The following is a 16,010-nucleotide window of genomic DNA, read 5'->3' on the forward strand; positions in this document are numbered from 1 at the left end:
GGAGAATGGGGCCGCCGTGAACGCGCTAAAAGCCTCAGTGCCAGCTATGCGGAGCGCGGAATCCACCCTCGCGCTCCAGCCGACGCCAGCCGGCCTTAGGCAACGGACGGTGGGCCGGAGCCTCCGCAGGCGCAGCCGCCGCACGAGCCAGCAGGATCGCCGTGATCGCGGCGACTTCCTCGGGCTCGGCGTGGCCCTTCTCGACACGAATGTCAGGGGTGCTCATAGGTTCAGTCTCCGTGGCTGAGGTTTCCGCACGGGTAGCGCGGAGGGTCCGCTGGGTTACTGCGGGGGGTTGCCGTGCTTGCGCGAGGGCAGGTCCGCGTGCTTGGTGTGCAGCATCGCGAGCGACTTGATGAGTACTTCGCGGGTCTCGGCCGGGTCGATGACGTCGTCGACGAGTCCGCGCTCAGCCGCGTAGTACGGGTGCATCAGCTCGGACTTGTACTCCTTGACCATGCGCGTCCGCATCGCCTCGGGGTCCTCGGCGTCGGCGATCTGGCGGCGGAAGATGACGTTGGCGGCACCTTCGGCGCCCATCACGGCGATCTCGTTGGTGGGCCAGGCGTAGGTGAGGTCGGCGCCGATGGACTGGCTGTCCATGACGATGTAGGCACCTCCGTACGCCTTGCGCAGGATGAGCGAAATCCTCGGCACGGTGGCGTTGCAGTACGCGTAGAGCAGCTTCGCTCCGTGCCGGATGATTCCGCCGTGCTCCTGGTCGACGCCGGGAAGGAATCCCGGAACGTCCAGGAACGTAACGATCGGAATGTTAAAAGCGTCACACATCTGGACAAAGCGCGCAGCTTTTTCGCTGGCCTCGATGTCCAGGACGCCCGCGAGGGTCTGCGGCTGGTTGGCGACGATGCCGACGACCTGGCCGTCGAGGCGGGCCAGCGCGCAGATGATGTTGCGGGCCCAGCGCTCGTGGACCTCGAGGTAGTCGCCGTCGTCGACGATCTCCTCGATGACCTTGGTCATGTCGTACGGCCGGTTGCCGTCGGCCGGAACCAGGTCCAGCAGAATCTCCGAGCGGCGCTCGGCCTCGTCGCTCGACTCGGCGCGGGGCGGGTTCTCGCGGTTGTTCTGCGGGAGCATCGACAGGAGGTAGCGCACCTCGGCGAGGCAGGTCTCCTCGTCGTCGTACGCGAAGTGGCAGACGCCGGAGGTCTCCGCGTGGACGTCGGCGCCGCCGAGGCCGTTCTGCGAGATCTCCTCACCGGTGACCGCCTTGACGACGTCCGGACCGGTGATGAACATCTGGGACGTCTCGCGGACCATGAACACGAAGTCCGTCAGAGCGGGGCTGTAGGCCGCGCCACCCGCGCACGGGCCGAGCATCACGCTGATCTGCGGGATGACACCGGACGCCTTGGTGTTGCGCTGGAAGATGCCGCCATAGCCGGCGAGGGCAGAGACGCCCTCCTGGATACGGGCACCGGCGCCGTCGTTGAGCGACACCAGCGGAGCGCCCGCCGCGATGGCCATGTCCATGATCTTGTGGATCTTCGTGGCGTGGGCCTCGCCCAGCGCGCCGCCGAAGATGCGGAAGTCGTGCGCGTAGACGAAGACCGTGCGGCCCTCGACCGTGCCCCAGCCGGTGATGACACCGTCGGTGTACGGCTTCTTGGCCTCCAGGCCGAAGCCGACGGCGCGGTGCCGGCGCAGCTGCTCGACCTCGCGGAAGGACCCGGGGTCGAGGAGCAGGTCGATACGCTCCCGGCCGGTCAGCTTCCCCTTGGCGTGCTGCGCCTCGGTCGCCTTCTCGCTCGGGCCGGCCAGTGCCCGCGCACGGATCTCGTGCAGCTCGGCCACTCGCCCGCGCGCGTCCGTCGGCTCACCCGGCGCCTCATCCAAAACGGTCATGTACTGACCCTACGAAGGGGACCAAGGAAAGGGCGCCGTCGACTCTTCACAGTCTCCGGACCGTTTTCCTGGTGCCACTGAACAGAACCTCACCGGCATGCAGCCGTTCCGACTGCTCACGGGGCATGGTGGTTGTAGGGGTTACACAAACCCGACAGCTGAGAGCCACCTCACATTCACGTGCGGCGGATGCCATCCCCTGAGTGACTCCCGAAGCGATGCGCGGAGCGGTTCTCGCGTTGCCGGGACCGCCGGAGGAGCGTACTCGTAGTAGTTGGCACAACACCCTGCGGATGATGTTGAAAATTGAATGGAATAGGTCTACGGTCCTTCGTGTTGGCATCGTTGAACGTTCAACAGATTCAGCCCCGCACCACCCCGCATCACCTCCGCACCATCCCCGCACACTCCCCGTCCCCTTTAGGAGCACGTCATGGGCATCTTCGGCCGCAAGAGCGACGAGACCGACACCACCTCGGCCCCCGCCGCCGTCAACCCCGACCTGGCCGCGCTGACCGGCGACTACACGATCGACCCGGCGCACACCACGCTCGGCTTCACCGCCCGCCACGCGATGGTCACCAACGTCAAGGGCAAGTTCCTCGACTTCACCGGCACGCTGCACCTGGACGGCACCGACCCGGCCAAGTCCACCGCGTCCCTCGACGTCAAGATGGACAGCATCGACACCGGCTCGCCGGACCGTGACGGTCACCTCAAGAGCGCGGACTTCTTCAAGACGGACGAGTTCCCCACGATGACCTTCCGCTCCACCTCGGCCGAGTCCCTCGGTGGCGACGACTACCGCATCACCGGTGACCTGGAGATCCTCGGCACCACCAAGCCGATCACCATCGACCTGGAGTTCAACGGCGCGGCCAAGGACCCGTTCGGCAACGAGCGCGTCGGCTTCGAGGGCAAGGCCGAGATCCTGCGCTCCGAGTTCGGCCTCACCTGGAACGCGGCGCTGGAGACCGGTGGCGTCCTCGTCTCCGAGAAGATCAAGCTGAACTTCGACATCTCGGCGATCAAGAGCGCCTGAGGCCCAGCCACACCGCCAGATCCTCGATCTCGGCGTCCACGGCATCGGCGATGCTCCTGCTGAACTCCACGTCCTGATGGACGGCGTTCACCAGGAGCACGCCTGCCTTGCGGTCGGCGGTGGCGTCGAGCTTTCCGACGAGCTGATCGCCGTAGAGAATCGGCAGAGCGAAGTAACCCCAGCGGCGCTTCTCGGCCGGCTTGTACATCTCCAACTGGTAGTCGTAGCCGAAGAGTTCGGCGGTGCGCTTCCGGTCGTGAATCAGCCGGTCGAAGGGCGAGAGCAGTGCGGCCCGCCCGCTGAACGGCCGCTCCAGGTACGCCGGATCGACTCGCCACTCCCCCTTCACCCCTTCTACGACGGCCGGTTCGCCGGCCTCGCCGACGACGGCGGGTTCGACCGGGAGGGCGGTGCCGGTGGCGCGGGCGATACCGAGGGCACGCAGCCGCCGTTCGTCGCGTCGGTAGCGCGCTTCATCGAGCGGCACGGCGGGTTCGTCCGGGTAGACGCGTGCGGCCAGGTCCCAGAGCCGCTCCCGCCCCGCGCGCCCAGCGATCGCGACTTCCCCTCTGAGCACCATCAGCTCCAGCAGCTGGCTGACGTTGCGGTTGTGCGTCCACCCCGACGACTTCCACGGCACCGCGCACGTGTCGGGCAACTCCCGCGAGGTGAGCGGCCCTTGACCGCCGAGCCGCTCCAGAATGTCCCGCCTGCACGCGTCGTTGGCGGCGACCCACTCGCGGTAGTGCTTCGACTCCCTTTCCCATACGGCCATGTCGGCGCGGTACAGCGCCAGGTCCTCGCTCGGGCGGATCATCGCGCGGAGTTCGAGGAGGGTGCGGTCCTTGAGCGCGATGGCCAGCTCGTCCGGCACGTACGACGAGCCGAGGCGGCTCCAGGCGACCAGATCGGCGTTGGGGGCGATCGCGGCGATCGGGTCGATCTGGAGCAGGGTCAACTGGCGTACGACGGTGTGGAGTTCGGTGGGGCGGGGGGCGTCGAGGAGTTGGGCCTGGACGGCGATGCGGCGGGCTTGGGGGCGGGTGAGTTCATGCATGGGGGCTCCACTCGACGGGGGCGGTGAGGGGGCGTGTTCGGCGCTCCCACCACTGGGGGTCGGTGGCCCGTTCGTAGTCGTTGCGCAGGCCGGCCGGGATCAGGCGCAGGTATGGGTCGGGCAAGGGTTGCTCGTTGGCTGCGGCCCACGCGGAGATCTCTTCGAAGTCGGGGGCCGGTGAGCCCATGATCGCGTACACCGGCAGGGGGTCTTCGGCGAGTGCGGAGCGGGGCAGGGAGAGGCCGAAGCGGTCCTCGAAGACGGCCAGGCCGAGGCGCTTGCGGGCGTAGTAGTCGTCGATGCCGATGCCGATGTCTGCAGCGCGGTAGGTCTCTCCGTCCGGGCGCAGGATCCCGGCGGCGACGAGGTCGGGCAGGAGCAGGTCGGGTTCGTGCCCGTAGCGGTGGCGTTCTTCGCACAGCCCGAATCCGCAGACGGTGCGGCCGTCGCGCGCGTAGCAGACGGTGCGGCCGTCGCGCGCGTACAGGACGATCGTGGGCGGGTGCTCCGAGTTGTAGTGGTAGTGGACCGCTTCCACGCCGTCCTGTGAGACCTCCGCCAGCCGCTCGATGTAGGGACCGTACGTGAGGGCGAACGCCCAGCCGGCGTCCTCGCCGACGCGGATCACGGCGCTGCCCGGCCCGCGGTCGGGGTAGGCGTCGATGTCGAGACCGTCCATCTCGGCGTCGGTCATCGGTTCCGCCGTCGCCCCGAACGTCGCCCCCATCCGACGCGCCAGTTCCTCGACGCCGATGCCCCGGGCGAAGTGGACGTCCAGCATCCACCCGGAACTCGTCGTAGCACCCACCAGCCACTGAATGCCGTCCCCCACGTGCCGCCCCTCTCCGCCACGAACAGACGCCCTGCCTGTGTCTGTCGACCCTAGGACGCCCCACTGACATCCCGGGCACTATGGGGTACGGCAGTGGGTGGAGCTGCGCGAGGACGAGCGGTGGGCGGGGCGCGTGGGCGACGGGGATTACTTCGACTTTCGGGGCGGTACGTTCCACGGGCCTGTGACGGGGAAATCGGAGTCCCCGCGTGCGGCTCCCTCCCCCACGGCACTGTCCGCGCTGCCGGCCGCGCCCGCCGTCTTCACGGGCCGCGAGGACGAGGTGGCCGAGTTGCTGAGTGCGCTCGATCCGGGGGTCGGTGGTGGCTCCGAGTCCGTCGTCATCTCTGCGGTCTCGGGTCTCGGCGGCGTCGGAAAGACCGCGCTGGCGTTGTGTGTTGCGCATGCGGCTCGGGGGCGGGGGTGGTTTTCCGGGGGTGCGTTGTTCGTCGATCTTCGGGGGTACGACGACGTTCCGGTGACTGCGGATCAGGCGGTGCTGGCGTTGTTGCGGGCGTTGGGGGTGGGGGATGCGGATCTGCCGCCTACGGCTGACGAGCAATACGCGCGGTATCGGGGCGAGTTGAGTTCCCGTGAGCCTGTGCTGATCCTTCTGGACAACGCCTCCGACCCGGCTCAGATCGTTCCGCTGCTGCCGGGGGAAGGGAGCGGGCACCGGGTCCTGGTGACGTCTCGGGAGGTCCAGGACTCGCTTCCGGTACGGCAGTTCAGGGTTGACGGGCTGTCGCCGGACGCGTCGCGGGAGTTGGTGGACCGGTCTCTACGGCGGTTCGACCCCGATGATCGTCGGGTTGCGGACGAGCCGGAGGCTGTACGGCAACTCGCCGAACTGTGCGGGCACTTGCCGCTTGCTCTGCTGATCGTCTCGGCGTTGCTACGGCGGCGTCGGCTGCGGCCGGTATCCACGCTGGTCGGTGAGTTGCGGGCGGCGGAGGATCGGGTGCGGGCGTTGCGGGCGAAGGGGGTTGACCAGTACGGCAAGGAACTGAGTCTGCGACCCGTGTTCGACGTGATGTATGCGCGGATGGAGCCTGAACTCGCCCGGGTTTTCCGGCTGTTGGGGCAGGCGCCGGGGGACAGTATCGGGCTCTGGCCGGCAGTCAACCTGACCTCGCTGGAACCGGAGCGCCTGGAACCACTCCTCGACGAACTGGTCGCGGTCTCGCTCCTCACCCCGTTCCCGAGTGGTGGGCGCTGGGTGATGCATGACCTCGTACGGGTCTACGCCCGACTCATCGCTGTCGAGGATCCCGGGGCGCATGAGGAAGTGACCGAGGCCCGGAACAAGTTGCTGGAGTTCTACCGCCAACTGCTCGTATCCGCGAAGGCTCACGTCGAGGGGATCCCCGCAACGGCGCCCCATGATTACTTCAACACACGCGAACTCGCCCTGAATTGGCTCGACTCCGAGCGCACGGGACTGCTGGAGATCGCCCGCTGGACCGACGACGAGGACAAGGGGCGGCCCGGCTCTCTACTGATCGCTCTGTACCTGGACAGCTACCTCGGCCTTCGACGCGCCTTCGACGACTGGGCCACCGTGACGACGGCCGCATACGAAGCCGCCCTCCGGGTCCACGACGCCTCGACCGAGACCGCCCAGCGCCGACCCCTGCGGTTGTCCGCGGACCCTGGCGACGTCGAGGGGCAGGCCATGGCGTGGAATCGCATTGGATTCACGCTGCGGGCACTCAAACGGTATGACGACGCGATCGATGCCCACACCCGCAGCGCGCAGCTCGCCGCCGAGATCGGTCTGGTCCGGCAGGCATCCAGGGTGCGCATGAATCTCGGCGCTGCCCTGAGCGATGCGGGTCGCGTGGAAGAGGCATACGACGTCTTCGAAGAAGCCCTGGCCGTCCACGTGGAACTCGGCGACAAGAGGGGCGAGACAATAGCCCGTGACAGTCTTGGCATCACCCTTTTCAGGCTGGGCCGACATGAGGAAGCCGTCACCGCCTTCGTCCATGTTCTGGGGCTGTGCGCCGAATCCGGAGACTGGCAACGCCGGGCCATCGTCTGGAACAGACTGGGGGTGGCCTGGAACAAGTTGGGGTTGCATGACGAGGCGCTCAGAGCCCACATCCGGGCATTGAACTGGTTCGTCTTTTCCCGTGACCGTCTTGCAGAGGCCCGGGTCCGGGCCAATATGGGCAGCGCGCTTCTCCGACTCGACCGCGCCGAGGAGGCACTGTCAGCCACCTGCCAAGCGCTGAATCTGTATCGGGAGTTCGGCGATGAGCCCGATCTCGCCGAACTCCCGAACACTCACCCATAACCCACCGCGAACTCGCACCACACCACCTTCCCCGGCGCCCGTTCCCCCACCCCCCACTTGTCCGCGAGCACGGAGACCAGCATCAGGCCGCGGCCGTCCTCCGCGTGGAGATCCCGGTACGGGGTCCTGACCTTGCGGAGTTCGCCGGTACCGCTGTCGTGGACCTCGACGCGGAGGACTCCGTCGAGGTGGATGCACAGGCGCAGGGCGAGACCCCGGCCGGGTGGTACGCCGTGGAGGACCGCGTTGGTCGTCAACTCGCTTACGCAGAGCAGGACATCGTCGGTCCGGTCGGTGATGGTCCAGTCCGCGAGGGTGTTCCGGGTGAACTCGCGGGCCAGCGCGACGGATCTGCGGTCGCGTCGGTAGAACGCCTCGCGGGTGTGGCCTTGTTGGAGTTGTTCGTTCATGAGGCCACTGTCACAGGCAGTCACTATCGTGGGTCAGTGAGTGAGGTCGTATTTGTTTTCTCTACGACCTCACTACGACGACTTCGGGTGTGCGCGGGGGAAAGGGACACGCATGCAATCGGCGAAGAAGCCCAAGAAGGTCGGTACTTGGCAAGCGGTCGGCGGGCTGGTCGCCCACTTCCGAAGGCAGGCGGGCCTCACGCAGGAACAGTTCGCGGCAGCTGCGAACCTGCACATCGACACGATCAGGTCCATCGAGCAGGGGCGTCTTGCGCTGCAGGAGCATCGGGCCATCGAGTTCGATGAACTGCTGGGTACGGGTGGGGCGTTGTTCGCGTTGGTGGAGAAGTTGCCGGTGCGGGAGCGAATGCCGCAGTTCGCTCAGGAGCTGGCCGACAACGAGCAGGAGGCGCTCAGCATTCTGTCGTATGAGAGCCAAGTGATCCCTGGGCTGCTCCAGACCAGGGACTACTGCCGCGCCATGTTCGAGTACCGGTATCCACGGCTCGGGAACGAAACTGCTGAGCAGTGGGTGGACAACCGGATGGAACGGCAGTTGATCTGGCAGCGTGACCAACCTCCCGTGGGCCACTTCATCATCGAAGAGAGCGTCCTGCGGAGGCAGGTCGGCGGACCAGAGGCAATGCGGGCGCAGATCCATCAGATCCTGGACTTCACCGAACCCGCGCACATGAGCGTGCAGATCATGCCCATGGATCGCACGCCGCATGCCTGCCTCGCCGGGCCCATGGTGCTGCTGGAGACCCCCCACCACCAGCGCCTGGTCTGGCTGGAGGTGCAGCGAGCCAGCTTCCTCGTCGAGGATCCCGACGAGGTCAGCGACTATCACCACAAGTATGGAATGCTGCGGTCACAGGCCCTCACTCCTGACGAGAGTGCGCGCCTCTTGGACAGACTGCTAGGAGACTGATGAACACTGTGGACGCGCTGGCGTGGTTCAAGTCCAGCTACAGCGGCAGCGAAGGCGGCAACTGCATCGAAGTCGCATACGCCTGGCGGAAGTCCACCTACAGCAGTGACGAGGGCGGCAACTGCATCGAAGTCGCCGCCCACCCCGCCGCCATTCACATCCGGGACTCCAAGGTCACCGCCGGTCCCATCCTCACCGTCTCGCCCGGCACCTGGACGGAATTCCTCGGTCGCGTCTGCTAGGAGAGTCATGAACACCGCAGCACGGCAGCACTTGGCGTGGTTCAAGTCCAGCTACAGCAGCAATGAGGGCGGGGACTGTATCGAAGTCGCCGCCCACCCCGCCGCGATCCACATCCGTGACTCCAAGGTCCCCGCCGGTGCCAACCTCACTGTTTCTCCCGGGACTTGGACAGAGTTCCTGGACGGGGTCACGCGTCCCTCAGCCTGAACGCCGCTCCCCCGACCACCAACAACCCCACCGCATACGCCGCCAGCACCCCCAACCCCGGCCACGGAGCGATCGCCAGCCTCTCCAGGTTCTTCGTCGCCTGGATGGAGAGGGCCGCCGGCATGGGGGTCCAGCGTTGCAGACGGTGTTGCCAGGTTGGGGAGTTGACCAGGTGGGACAGGAGCGGGGTGACGTAGAGGATGCCCAGGCCCAGGGTGATCGCGCCGGCCGTGTCGCGGAGCAGGGTCGCCAGGGACAGGCCCAGGAGTGTCACCAGGACGAGGATCAGGGTCGAGCCTGCTGCCGCTCGGAGCGTCGCGCCGTCCGTGGGGCTCGGGAGGATCAGGCGGGACAAGGTCAGGGCTGACAGGACCGCCAGGGCTCCCGCAGTCGACGTCAGCAATGACAAAGCCAGCGCCTTTGATACCAGGACGCGCCACCGTCCCGGCATCGCCGTGAGCGTCGTGCGGATCGTGCCCGTGCTGTACTCCGCGCCGATCGAGAGCACGCCCAGCACCAGGCACAGTGACTGGCTCAACTGGACGCCCGTGAGGCTCAGTTTGACCGTGTCCTCGTGGCAGGCCGTCGGGGACGGGCACACCTGGGTCGTGAGCGAGGAGGCCGCCGCCGCGCCGACCGCCGCCGTCAGGGCGACCGTTGCCGCCAGGAGCCACCAAGTGCTCGGCAGCGTACGGAGTTTGGTCCACTCCGCGTGGAGAGAGCTCATCCATCTCACGCGTCCCGCCTCCTTAGCGTCCAGGCCGCCAGCAGCAGGGCCGCCGCCGTGTAGGCCACCAGGACCGTTAGGCCGTGGTACGGGGTGAGGGGGTAACAGCCGCTCTCCGGGAGGCAGTTGTGCTGGACCTGCGGGTAGTACGTCACGCCCTGCTGGATCGCGAAGGCCGCCGCCGGTGTCACCCGCAGGAGCCATTGCGCGGCGGGGAGCGGGAAGGCGAAGGACAGGATCTGCGGGAGGATCACCAGGACCACCACCGTCGCGATCGTGCCCGCGCTGCTGCGCAGCACCACTCCCAGCGCGAGGGCCAGGACCGCCACCAGGGAGAGGAGTACCGCGCTGCCCACCACCGCCCTCAGGGCCGGGTTCTGGAGGAGGGAGAGGTCGGGGAACTCCGGGGGCTTGAAGCCGTTGGAGCGCAGGGTCTTCTGGGCCAGGGTGAAGCCGATCGCCGTTGCCAGCAGGCCTGTTGTGAAGGTGATTGCCGCGATGACCGTCGCCTTCGCCGCGAGCACCTTCAGTCGCGACGGTGCCGCCGTGAACGTCGTACGGATCAGGCCCCGTTTGTATTCCGTCGTCACGAAGAGCGTGCCCAGGGCTGCCATGAACAGGAGGCCTATGAAGACTCCCTGGAAGCTCATCTGGAGCATGTCGGGGCTGTTCTCGTCGGGGGCGATGTCTCCCTGGCCGGTGAGGCTGTAGGCGCCGGCCGGTGACACCGTCGTCGTACCGGGCCGGCTGTTCGGTCCGTTGGGGGGCGGGGCGCCGACGTCCGTGGCCGACCAGGTGCTGTCGGTCGACTCGCCCTGGAGGGTGAGGTGGTCGAAGGTGCCGGTGGCCTGGCCGCTCCCTGCCACCTCGCTCGTACCGCCGAAGGAGCGGTGGACGATCTGATGGTCGGGAGCCGCCAGAAACAGCCCGACCTGAACCGTCCTCCCCAGCCCCGCCACCTCCACCTCCCCAAGCCGGGTCCACTTCTGACCGTCTACCGACGCATAGCCGGTTAGTTTTTCCCCCAGCCTTTTCAGGCGAAGCCACTGCGGGGCCTTCGCCAGATCACTGCTCGGGCCCGCCTTGTCCTCGGTGAAGTTCCACTGCATGCGCACGCCATGGCCAGGGGTCACCATCACCGCCGCGTACGGCGAGCCCGGCTTCAGGCTCGACTTGACGATGATCCCGCCCTTCGTCCAGGGCCCCAGCCCCTTGCCGGAGGCGTCTTTCAGACCGGTGACCCGAGCCGTGACCGTCCCGTCGCCGGTCAGCGCGCGGTGGGTGAAACGGAAGGAGTCGTGGACGACCTCACCGCCCGGGCCCAGGACGATCGTGGGGCCGCCGCCGACGCTGGAACCGCTCGCGCCCACCTGGCAGATCACGACCGTGACCACGGCGGCGATCGCCAGCACCAGCAACCAGGCCCTGACCGTCCAGAACTTCGCCCACTCCGCCCGCAGCAGCCGCCCGAAGCCGGCGCGGGCCGGGTGCAGCGCCGAGCGGTACGGAGGAACCGTCCTCGTCGGTGTCGTCGTCATCACCGGGTCACCTCGTCCGTTTCCTCGGCGGGCGTGGACGTGAACTCGACCGCGTCCCGGGTGAGTTCCATGTATGCCTCCTCCAACGACGCCCGATGCGCGCCCACTTCGGCGAAGGGGACCCGGGACGCGGCGAGCAGTTCCACGATCCGTTCGGCGGGCAGGCCGGTGACGGTGAGGGTGTCGCGGTCGGTGACGGCCACCGTCCCGCCCTCCCGGGCCAGCAGTTCCATCGCTTCCGTACGACTGCTCGTGCGCAGCCGTACCCGGTCGCCGGAGGCCGCCGCGAGGAGGTCGGCCACGGCCGTGTCGGCGATCAGGCGTCCCCGCCCGATGACGACCAAGTGGTCGGCGGTGTCTTCGAGTTCGCTCATCAGGTGGCTGGAGACGAGGATCGCCCGGCCTTCGGCGGCGAGGTGCCGGAGCAGGCCGCGGATCCATTGGATCCCTTCCGGATCAAGGCCGTTGACCGGTTCGTCGAGGAGAAGTACGGGAGGGTCCCCCAGCAACGCGACGGCTATGCCGAGCCGTTGGCGCATTCCGAGGGAGTAGCCGCTCGCCCTCCGCCGGGACGCCTCCTCCATGCCGACCTGTTCGAGCACCTCGTCCACGCGCCGCATCGACAGGCCGTGGGAGTGGGCGAGCCAGCGGAGGTGGTCGCGCCCCCGGCGGCTGGGGTGCAGGGCGGCGGCGTCCAGCAGGGCGCCGACCTCCAACAGCGGGGTGCGCAGGGCGTGATAGGGGCGGCCGCCGATCAGCGCCTGTCCCCCGTCGAGGGCGTCCAGCCCCAGAAGGGCCCGCATGGTGGTGGACTTCCCCGCCCCGTTGGGACCGACGAACCCGGTCACCGTGCCGGGCTCGACCGTGAACGACAGCCCGTCGACCGCGAGCGTCCGCCCGAACCGCTTGCGCAGGTCCCGGACTTCGATGGTTGCGTCGGTTGCGTGACTCATGCTGAGGGAGGCTAGGGGCGACGGGCACCCCCCGTCGTCACGCGGCAGAGGTCCCTCACGAGGGGGACGCCGACGGGGAGGGGGGTCGGCACAATGACGGAGTGGGTGACGACAGTGAGGGCGTACGGGCGGTGAGGTCCCGGTGGCGGACCGCCGAGGCCGGTACCCGCGCCCTGGTCACGGGCGTCGCACTGGCCGTCCTCGCCGTCGCCGAAGTCCTCGTCCGCAGAACCGACTTGGCCGGTGGCTTCGCCGCCCTGCTGCTGCTCGCCCTCGCCTCCACCCTCCCCCTCGCCTTCGTCCTCGGCACCGGACGCCTCGCCCGGAGCTGCGCCGCCCTCGCGCTCAGCCTCGCCTGCGTGCTCTCCCTCGTGCCCTTCGGAGGGCTCACCGTCGGCGGGGTCGTGTCCCAACTGGCGTGCGTGTACGTGCTGGGCCGCGCCGGAGCGACCCGTCTCGGCGGAGTCCTCGTCCTCCCCTACGTCGTGATCGCCCTCGGCAGTCACGAGGAACTGACCCGGATCGTCGCCGTCCTCGTCGCGACCCTCGCCTCCGCCGCCGCGGCCACTGGCATCGCCCACCACGTCCGCAGCACGGCCCAGGCCCACAGCGCGACCGAACAGGCCTTCGCGGACACCCTCCTCGAACACGCCGCCCGGGGTGAACGGGCGCGTATCGCACGGGAGTTGCACGACGTCGTCGCGCATCATATTTCGATGATCGCCGTCCAAGCCGAGACCGCCCGGCTCACGACTCCCGGGTTGCCGACCGAGGGCGCAACCCGCCTCCTCGCCATCGGCGACACCGCACGCACCGCACTCACCGAGATGCGGCGGCTGTTGGGCGTGCTGCGAGAGGACGCGGACACCGGAGTCCAACGCCGCCCCCAGCCCGGCCTCGCCCAACTCATGGACCTGGTCGACGAGTCACGCGACGCGGCCGGCTCCCGCACCCGCCTCATCGTCAGCGGCCCCATCACCCCACTGGACCCCGGCATCGAGGTCACCGCGTACCGCATCGTCCAGGAGGCTCTGACCAACGCCCGCCGCCACGCGCCGGGCGCGGCAGTGGACGTAGAACTCCGTTACGGGGACCAGGACTTGGCGGTCCGCGTGCGCGACAACGGGCCGGGGCCCACCGTCGACCTCTCCGGTCACGGGCTGCTGGGTATGCGCGAGCGGGCCGCGACGGTCGGCGGCACCCTGCGCACCGGGCCCGCGCCCGGAGGCGGATTCGTCGTCGAGGCGCGGCTGCCCGTCAAGTCGGAGGAGGAGGCGACGGCGCTGCCATGAGCATCCGTATCGTCGTCGCCGACGACCACGAGATCGTCCGGTTCGGATACGCCGGAATCCTCGCCACCCAGGCCGACTTCACGGTCGTGGGCACGGCCCGCGACGGCGCCGAGGCGGTACGCGTCTGCCGCGAGGAGTCGCCCGACGTGGTGCTGATGGACGTACGCATGCCGGTCATGGACGGCATCGAGGCCACCGCGCGACTCCAGAACGGCCCCGCGACACCAAGGGTGTTGGTGCTCACCACCTTCGACCTCGACGAGCATGTCTACGACGCGCTCGCGGCCGGTGCCAGCGGGTTCCTGCTCAAGGACGTGACCGCGGAACGGCTCTTCGAGGCGGTACGGGTCGTGGCCGCGGGTGAGGCGCTGCTCGCGCCCGGGATCACGCGGCGGCTGATCGCGGAGTTCGCGCGGATGCGGCCGAAGGCGCCCGCGCAGGGGAAGTTGGACGTCCTCACCCCGCGCGAGACCGACGTCCTGCGGCTGCTCGCGGAGGGGCTGTCCAACCCCGAGCTCGCCGAACGGCTGCACGTGGGCGAGGAGACCGTGAAGACACACGTCAGCCGGATCCTGTCGAAGCTGGGGCTGCGGGATCGTACGCAGGCCGTGGTGATGGCCTACGAGACGGGGCTCGTCGTGCCGAGGACCGGCTGACGGCGGCGGACGCGCGGCACCGGCAGCAGCCACCACGCCGACGCCACCGACAACACCGCCCCGACCGCGATCCCTTCGAGCCGGGTGGGCAGCAGGCTCAGGGCGTCCTGGCCGAAGTAGCCGAGGAGGAGGGAGAGCGCGCAGGTCATTCCGGCGGCCCAGTAGGCGTAGTTGAGAGGGCGCAGCCACAACGCCACTGCCAGGACGGCGAACATGAGCGCCACGGCGGGGTCGCCGGTGAGTCCCGCCGCCGCGATACCCGCGGCCAGGAGCGTGCCGACGGTGGCTCCGGCCAGGCGTTCAATTCCCTTGCGTAGTACGTCGGTTCGGCCGCGGTTGCCGCTCGCGGCGACGTACGCGGTGAGGACGACCCACGGCCAGTGGTCGTCGAAGAACAGCCGCCCCAGGATGAACGCGGCGGCGATCCCGGCCGCCATCTGCAACGCCATACGGGTGCTGGGGCGGGGGTGGAGGCGGGAGCGGCGCGGGGGTTGTTCGGGGGCGGGTTCCGCGCGCCAGGGTCCGAAGCGGTCCCCGAGTCCCTGGACGAGCCAGACCCCGGCGCACGCCAGCGCCCCGACCAGCGCCGACCAGCCCCAAGTGACCAGCCCGCTCTGTGCCTTGGACGGCAGTGCGGGGCCGGGTACGACGAGGAGGGCCACGAGCGGAAGCGCCAGCAGGGTGCCGGCCTTCGTGGCGGCGGGGCCGTAGCGGCGGATCCAGATGGCCAGCGTCATGCCCGCCGTGTAGACGGTGGCGCCGAGCACGTAGTGGGAGGCGAGGAGCCGGCCGACGAAGATCGAGGCGCCGGCCGTGACGGGCAGCAGGACGAGGGAGGTGAGCCTGCGGCGGGTGTCGGCGGTGCGCTGGCTGGAGGACAGGGTGAGGGTCAGGGCGACCGCGAGGACCAGCACGTCGGTGTGGAGTCCTTCGGCGCCCTCCAGCCAGAGGGCCATGCCCCAGCTGAGCAGTACGGCGGTCATCGTCAGAGCCGCTTCGTACGCGTTGCGTATGAGTTTCTCGGTCACCATCCCGAGGTTATCGGGCTGCGCAGACCCTGAATAGTAAGCATCTGCGTACGATACCCGTCATGGATCATCTCTCCGAGGCCGCCCGCATCCGTCGTGGCGTCGTACGGCTGAACCGGCGGCTACGGCAGGAGCGCGGCAACGAGGCCGGACTCACCCCGAACCAGCTGATCGTCCTCGGACACCTGCACCGGAACGGGTCGGCGACCCCCGGCGAGGTCGCTGCGGCCGAGCGGCAGCGGCCGCAGTCCCTGACCCGCGTCTTCGCCGAACTGGAGACGGAGGGGTTGATCGCGCGTGCGCCGGACCCGGCCGACCGGCGTCAGTCCGTCCTCACGCTCACGGCGCAGGGGCGGCGGGCGCTCGATCAGGACATGGCCGAGCGGGATGTGTGGCTGGCGGAGGCGTTGGCTTCGTTGAGTGCGACGGAGCGCGGCGTGCTGGAGCTGGCGTCGGCCTTGATGGAGCGGCTGGCGGACGCGGCCGGGGAGGCAGGAAAGGCCTGAGGGGCAGGGCTCAGCCGGAGGGGGGATGATCGGCTTATGCCCGTGCCCATTGACCCCCGCCCCTTGAACGCCTCCGAGCGAGCCGTACTGGAGCACATCCTCTCGGCCGACTTCTCCGGTGCCGCCGAGTTGTACGGCCAGCTGGACCGGACGGAGGTCGTGGCCCTCTGGGCGGCCGGGTCCGTGAGCGTCGACCTGCGGGTCAGGGAGCCGGTACAACGTGCGGCCATGGCAGGCGAGTTGGTGCCCGTCGACGCCCACGTCCACGACCGGTCCGGCGACTACGTCGGCGAGCTGCTGGTGTGGACCGCCGAGGGCGCCACCCTGGCGGGCTTGGAGTACGCCTGGGTCACCGACGAGATGCCGAGTGCGCTGCCGTCCGTCGAACAGCTGCGGGTGACCGCGCGCTGACCTTCGCGGCCG

18 protein-coding genes are annotated in these 16,010 nt (G+C 68.8%); 9 read left to right on the top strand and 9 right to left on the bottom strand.

What is annotated here, in order from left to right:
• Positions 1-34: 34 nt before the first annotated feature.
• Both OO69_RS50295 and OO69_RS23455 read right to left on the bottom strand, forming a co-directional pair.
• A complete protein-coding gene (locus OO69_RS50295) occupies positions 35-226 on the bottom strand; it encodes an acyl-CoA carboxylase subunit epsilon (protein WP_078652542.1) in 192 nt (63 codons plus the stop codon).
• 56 nt (positions 227-282) lie between these two features.
• Positions 283-1,866, bottom strand: a complete 1,584-nt coding sequence (locus OO69_RS23455; RefSeq protein WP_033282700.1) for an acyl-CoA carboxylase subunit beta — start codon at positions 1,864-1,866, stop codon at positions 283-285.
• 433 nt (positions 1,867-2,299) lie between these two features.
• Here OO69_RS23455 and OO69_RS23460 point away from each other — a divergent pair, with 433 nt between their 5' ends.
• A complete protein-coding gene (locus tag OO69_RS23460) occupies positions 2,300-2,908 on the top strand; it encodes a YceI family protein (protein WP_033282701.1) in 609 nt (202 codons plus the stop codon).
• On the opposite strand, the gene OO69_RS23465 is transcribed toward OO69_RS23460, so the two are convergent.
• Positions 2,895-3,965 (bottom strand): DNA glycosylase AlkZ-like family protein, encoded by a 1,071-nt coding sequence (locus tag OO69_RS23465; RefSeq protein ID WP_033282702.1) that lies wholly within the window; start codon positions 3,963-3,965, stop codon positions 2,895-2,897. The two genes, OO69_RS23460 and OO69_RS23465, sit on opposite strands and share 14 nt — an antisense overlap.
• Positions 3,958-4,797, bottom strand: a complete 840-nt coding sequence (locus tag OO69_RS23470) for a hypothetical protein (protein ID WP_051801163.1) — start codon at positions 4,795-4,797, stop codon at positions 3,958-3,960. The genes OO69_RS23465 and OO69_RS23470 overlap by 8 nt, the downstream gene beginning before the upstream one ends.
• 97 nt (positions 4,798-4,894) lie before the next feature.
• On the opposite strand from OO69_RS23470, the gene OO69_RS23475 reads away from it, so the two are divergent.
• Positions 4,895-7,096, top strand: coding sequence for a tetratricopeptide repeat protein (locus OO69_RS23475; RefSeq protein ID WP_051801164.1), 2,202 nt, complete (start codon positions 4,895-4,897; stop codon positions 7,094-7,096).
• Here the strand turns inward: OO69_RS23475 and OO69_RS23480 are convergent.
• Positions 7,087-7,506 (bottom strand): ATP-binding protein, encoded by a 420-nt coding sequence (locus tag OO69_RS23480; protein WP_033282703.1) that lies wholly within the window; start codon positions 7,504-7,506, stop codon positions 7,087-7,089. The genes OO69_RS23475 and OO69_RS23480 overlap by 10 nt on opposite strands.
• A gap of 112 nt (positions 7,507-7,618) precedes the next feature.
• Here OO69_RS23480 and OO69_RS23485 point away from each other — a divergent pair, with 112 nt between their 5' ends.
• Genes OO69_RS23485 through OO69_RS50300 form a run of 3 tightly spaced genes read left to right on the top strand, consistent with a single transcriptional unit; the run spans position 7,619 to position 8,887 of the window.
• The gene (locus OO69_RS23485) at positions 7,619-8,437 is read left to right on the top strand and encodes a helix-turn-helix domain-containing protein (protein ID WP_033282704.1); all 819 of its coding nucleotides are present in this window, start codon (positions 7,619-7,621) and stop codon (positions 8,435-8,437) included.
• Positions 8,437-8,679: a DUF397 domain-containing protein gene (locus OO69_RS23490; RefSeq protein WP_033282705.1), complete on the top strand. Its 243-nt coding sequence runs from the start codon at positions 8,437-8,439 to the stop codon at positions 8,677-8,679. The genes OO69_RS23485 and OO69_RS23490 overlap by 1 nt, the downstream gene beginning before the upstream one ends.
• Before the next feature lie 7 nt (positions 8,680-8,686).
• On the top strand, positions 8,687-8,887 hold the full coding sequence (locus OO69_RS50300; RefSeq protein ID WP_078652543.1) for a DUF397 domain-containing protein: 201 nt from the start codon (positions 8,687-8,689) through the stop codon (positions 8,885-8,887).
• Here the strand turns inward: OO69_RS50300 and OO69_RS23495 are convergent.
• The 3 genes from OO69_RS23495 to OO69_RS23505 are packed head-to-tail and all read right to left on the bottom strand — an operon-like array spanning position 8,868 to position 12,105.
• Positions 8,868-9,614 carry an ABC transporter permease subunit gene (locus OO69_RS23495; RefSeq protein ID WP_234444513.1) on the bottom strand — a complete coding sequence of 249 codons (747 nt, stop codon included), beginning with the start codon at positions 9,612-9,614 and terminating at the stop codon, positions 8,868-8,870. The two genes, OO69_RS50300 and OO69_RS23495, sit on opposite strands and share 20 nt — an antisense overlap.
• A 5-nt stretch (positions 9,615-9,619) precedes the next feature.
• Positions 9,620-11,152, bottom strand: a complete 1,533-nt coding sequence (locus tag OO69_RS23500; protein WP_033282706.1) for an ABC transporter permease subunit — start codon at positions 11,150-11,152, stop codon at positions 9,620-9,622.
• Complete coding sequence (locus tag OO69_RS23505; protein ID WP_033282707.1) at positions 11,152-12,105, bottom strand: ABC transporter ATP-binding protein; 954 nt, start codon at positions 12,103-12,105, stop codon at positions 11,152-11,154. The genes OO69_RS23500 and OO69_RS23505 overlap by 1 nt, the downstream gene beginning before the upstream one ends.
• A 131-nt stretch (positions 12,106-12,236) precedes the next feature.
• On the opposite strand from OO69_RS23505, the gene OO69_RS23510 reads away from it, so the two are divergent.
• Complete coding sequence (locus OO69_RS23510) at positions 12,237-13,397, top strand: sensor histidine kinase (protein WP_051801177.1); 1,161 nt, start codon at positions 12,237-12,239, stop codon at positions 13,395-13,397.
• Positions 13,394-14,053: a response regulator gene (locus OO69_RS23515; RefSeq protein WP_033282708.1), complete on the top strand. Its 660-nt coding sequence runs from the start codon at positions 13,394-13,396 to the stop codon at positions 14,051-14,053. The genes OO69_RS23510 and OO69_RS23515 overlap by 4 nt, the downstream gene beginning before the upstream one ends.
• On the opposite strand, the gene OO69_RS23520 is transcribed toward OO69_RS23515, so the two are convergent.
• Entirely contained in the window at positions 14,017-15,081 is a 1,065-nt protein-coding gene (locus tag OO69_RS23520) for an FUSC family protein (protein WP_158713413.1), read from the bottom strand. The two genes, OO69_RS23515 and OO69_RS23520, sit on opposite strands and share 37 nt — an antisense overlap.
• A gap of 62 nt (positions 15,082-15,143) precedes the next feature.
• Between OO69_RS23520 and OO69_RS23525 the strand changes: the two genes are divergently transcribed.
• Together OO69_RS23525 and OO69_RS23530 are read left to right on the top strand one after the other, a co-directional pair.
• Positions 15,144-15,587 carry a MarR family winged helix-turn-helix transcriptional regulator gene (locus tag OO69_RS23525; RefSeq protein ID WP_033282710.1) on the top strand — a complete coding sequence of 148 codons (444 nt, stop codon included), beginning with the start codon at positions 15,144-15,146 and terminating at the stop codon, positions 15,585-15,587.
• A 36-nt stretch (positions 15,588-15,623) separates the two neighbouring features.
• Complete coding sequence (locus OO69_RS23530) at positions 15,624-15,998, top strand: hypothetical protein (RefSeq protein ID WP_051801166.1); 375 nt, start codon at positions 15,624-15,626, stop codon at positions 15,996-15,998.
• The last annotated feature ends 12 nt before the right edge of the window (positions 15,999-16,010 follow it).

Source organism: Streptomyces sp. NRRL F-525 (genome assembly GCF_000716605.1).
Taxonomy (GTDB): Bacteria; Actinomycetota; Actinomycetes; order Streptomycetales; family Streptomycetaceae; genus Streptomyces.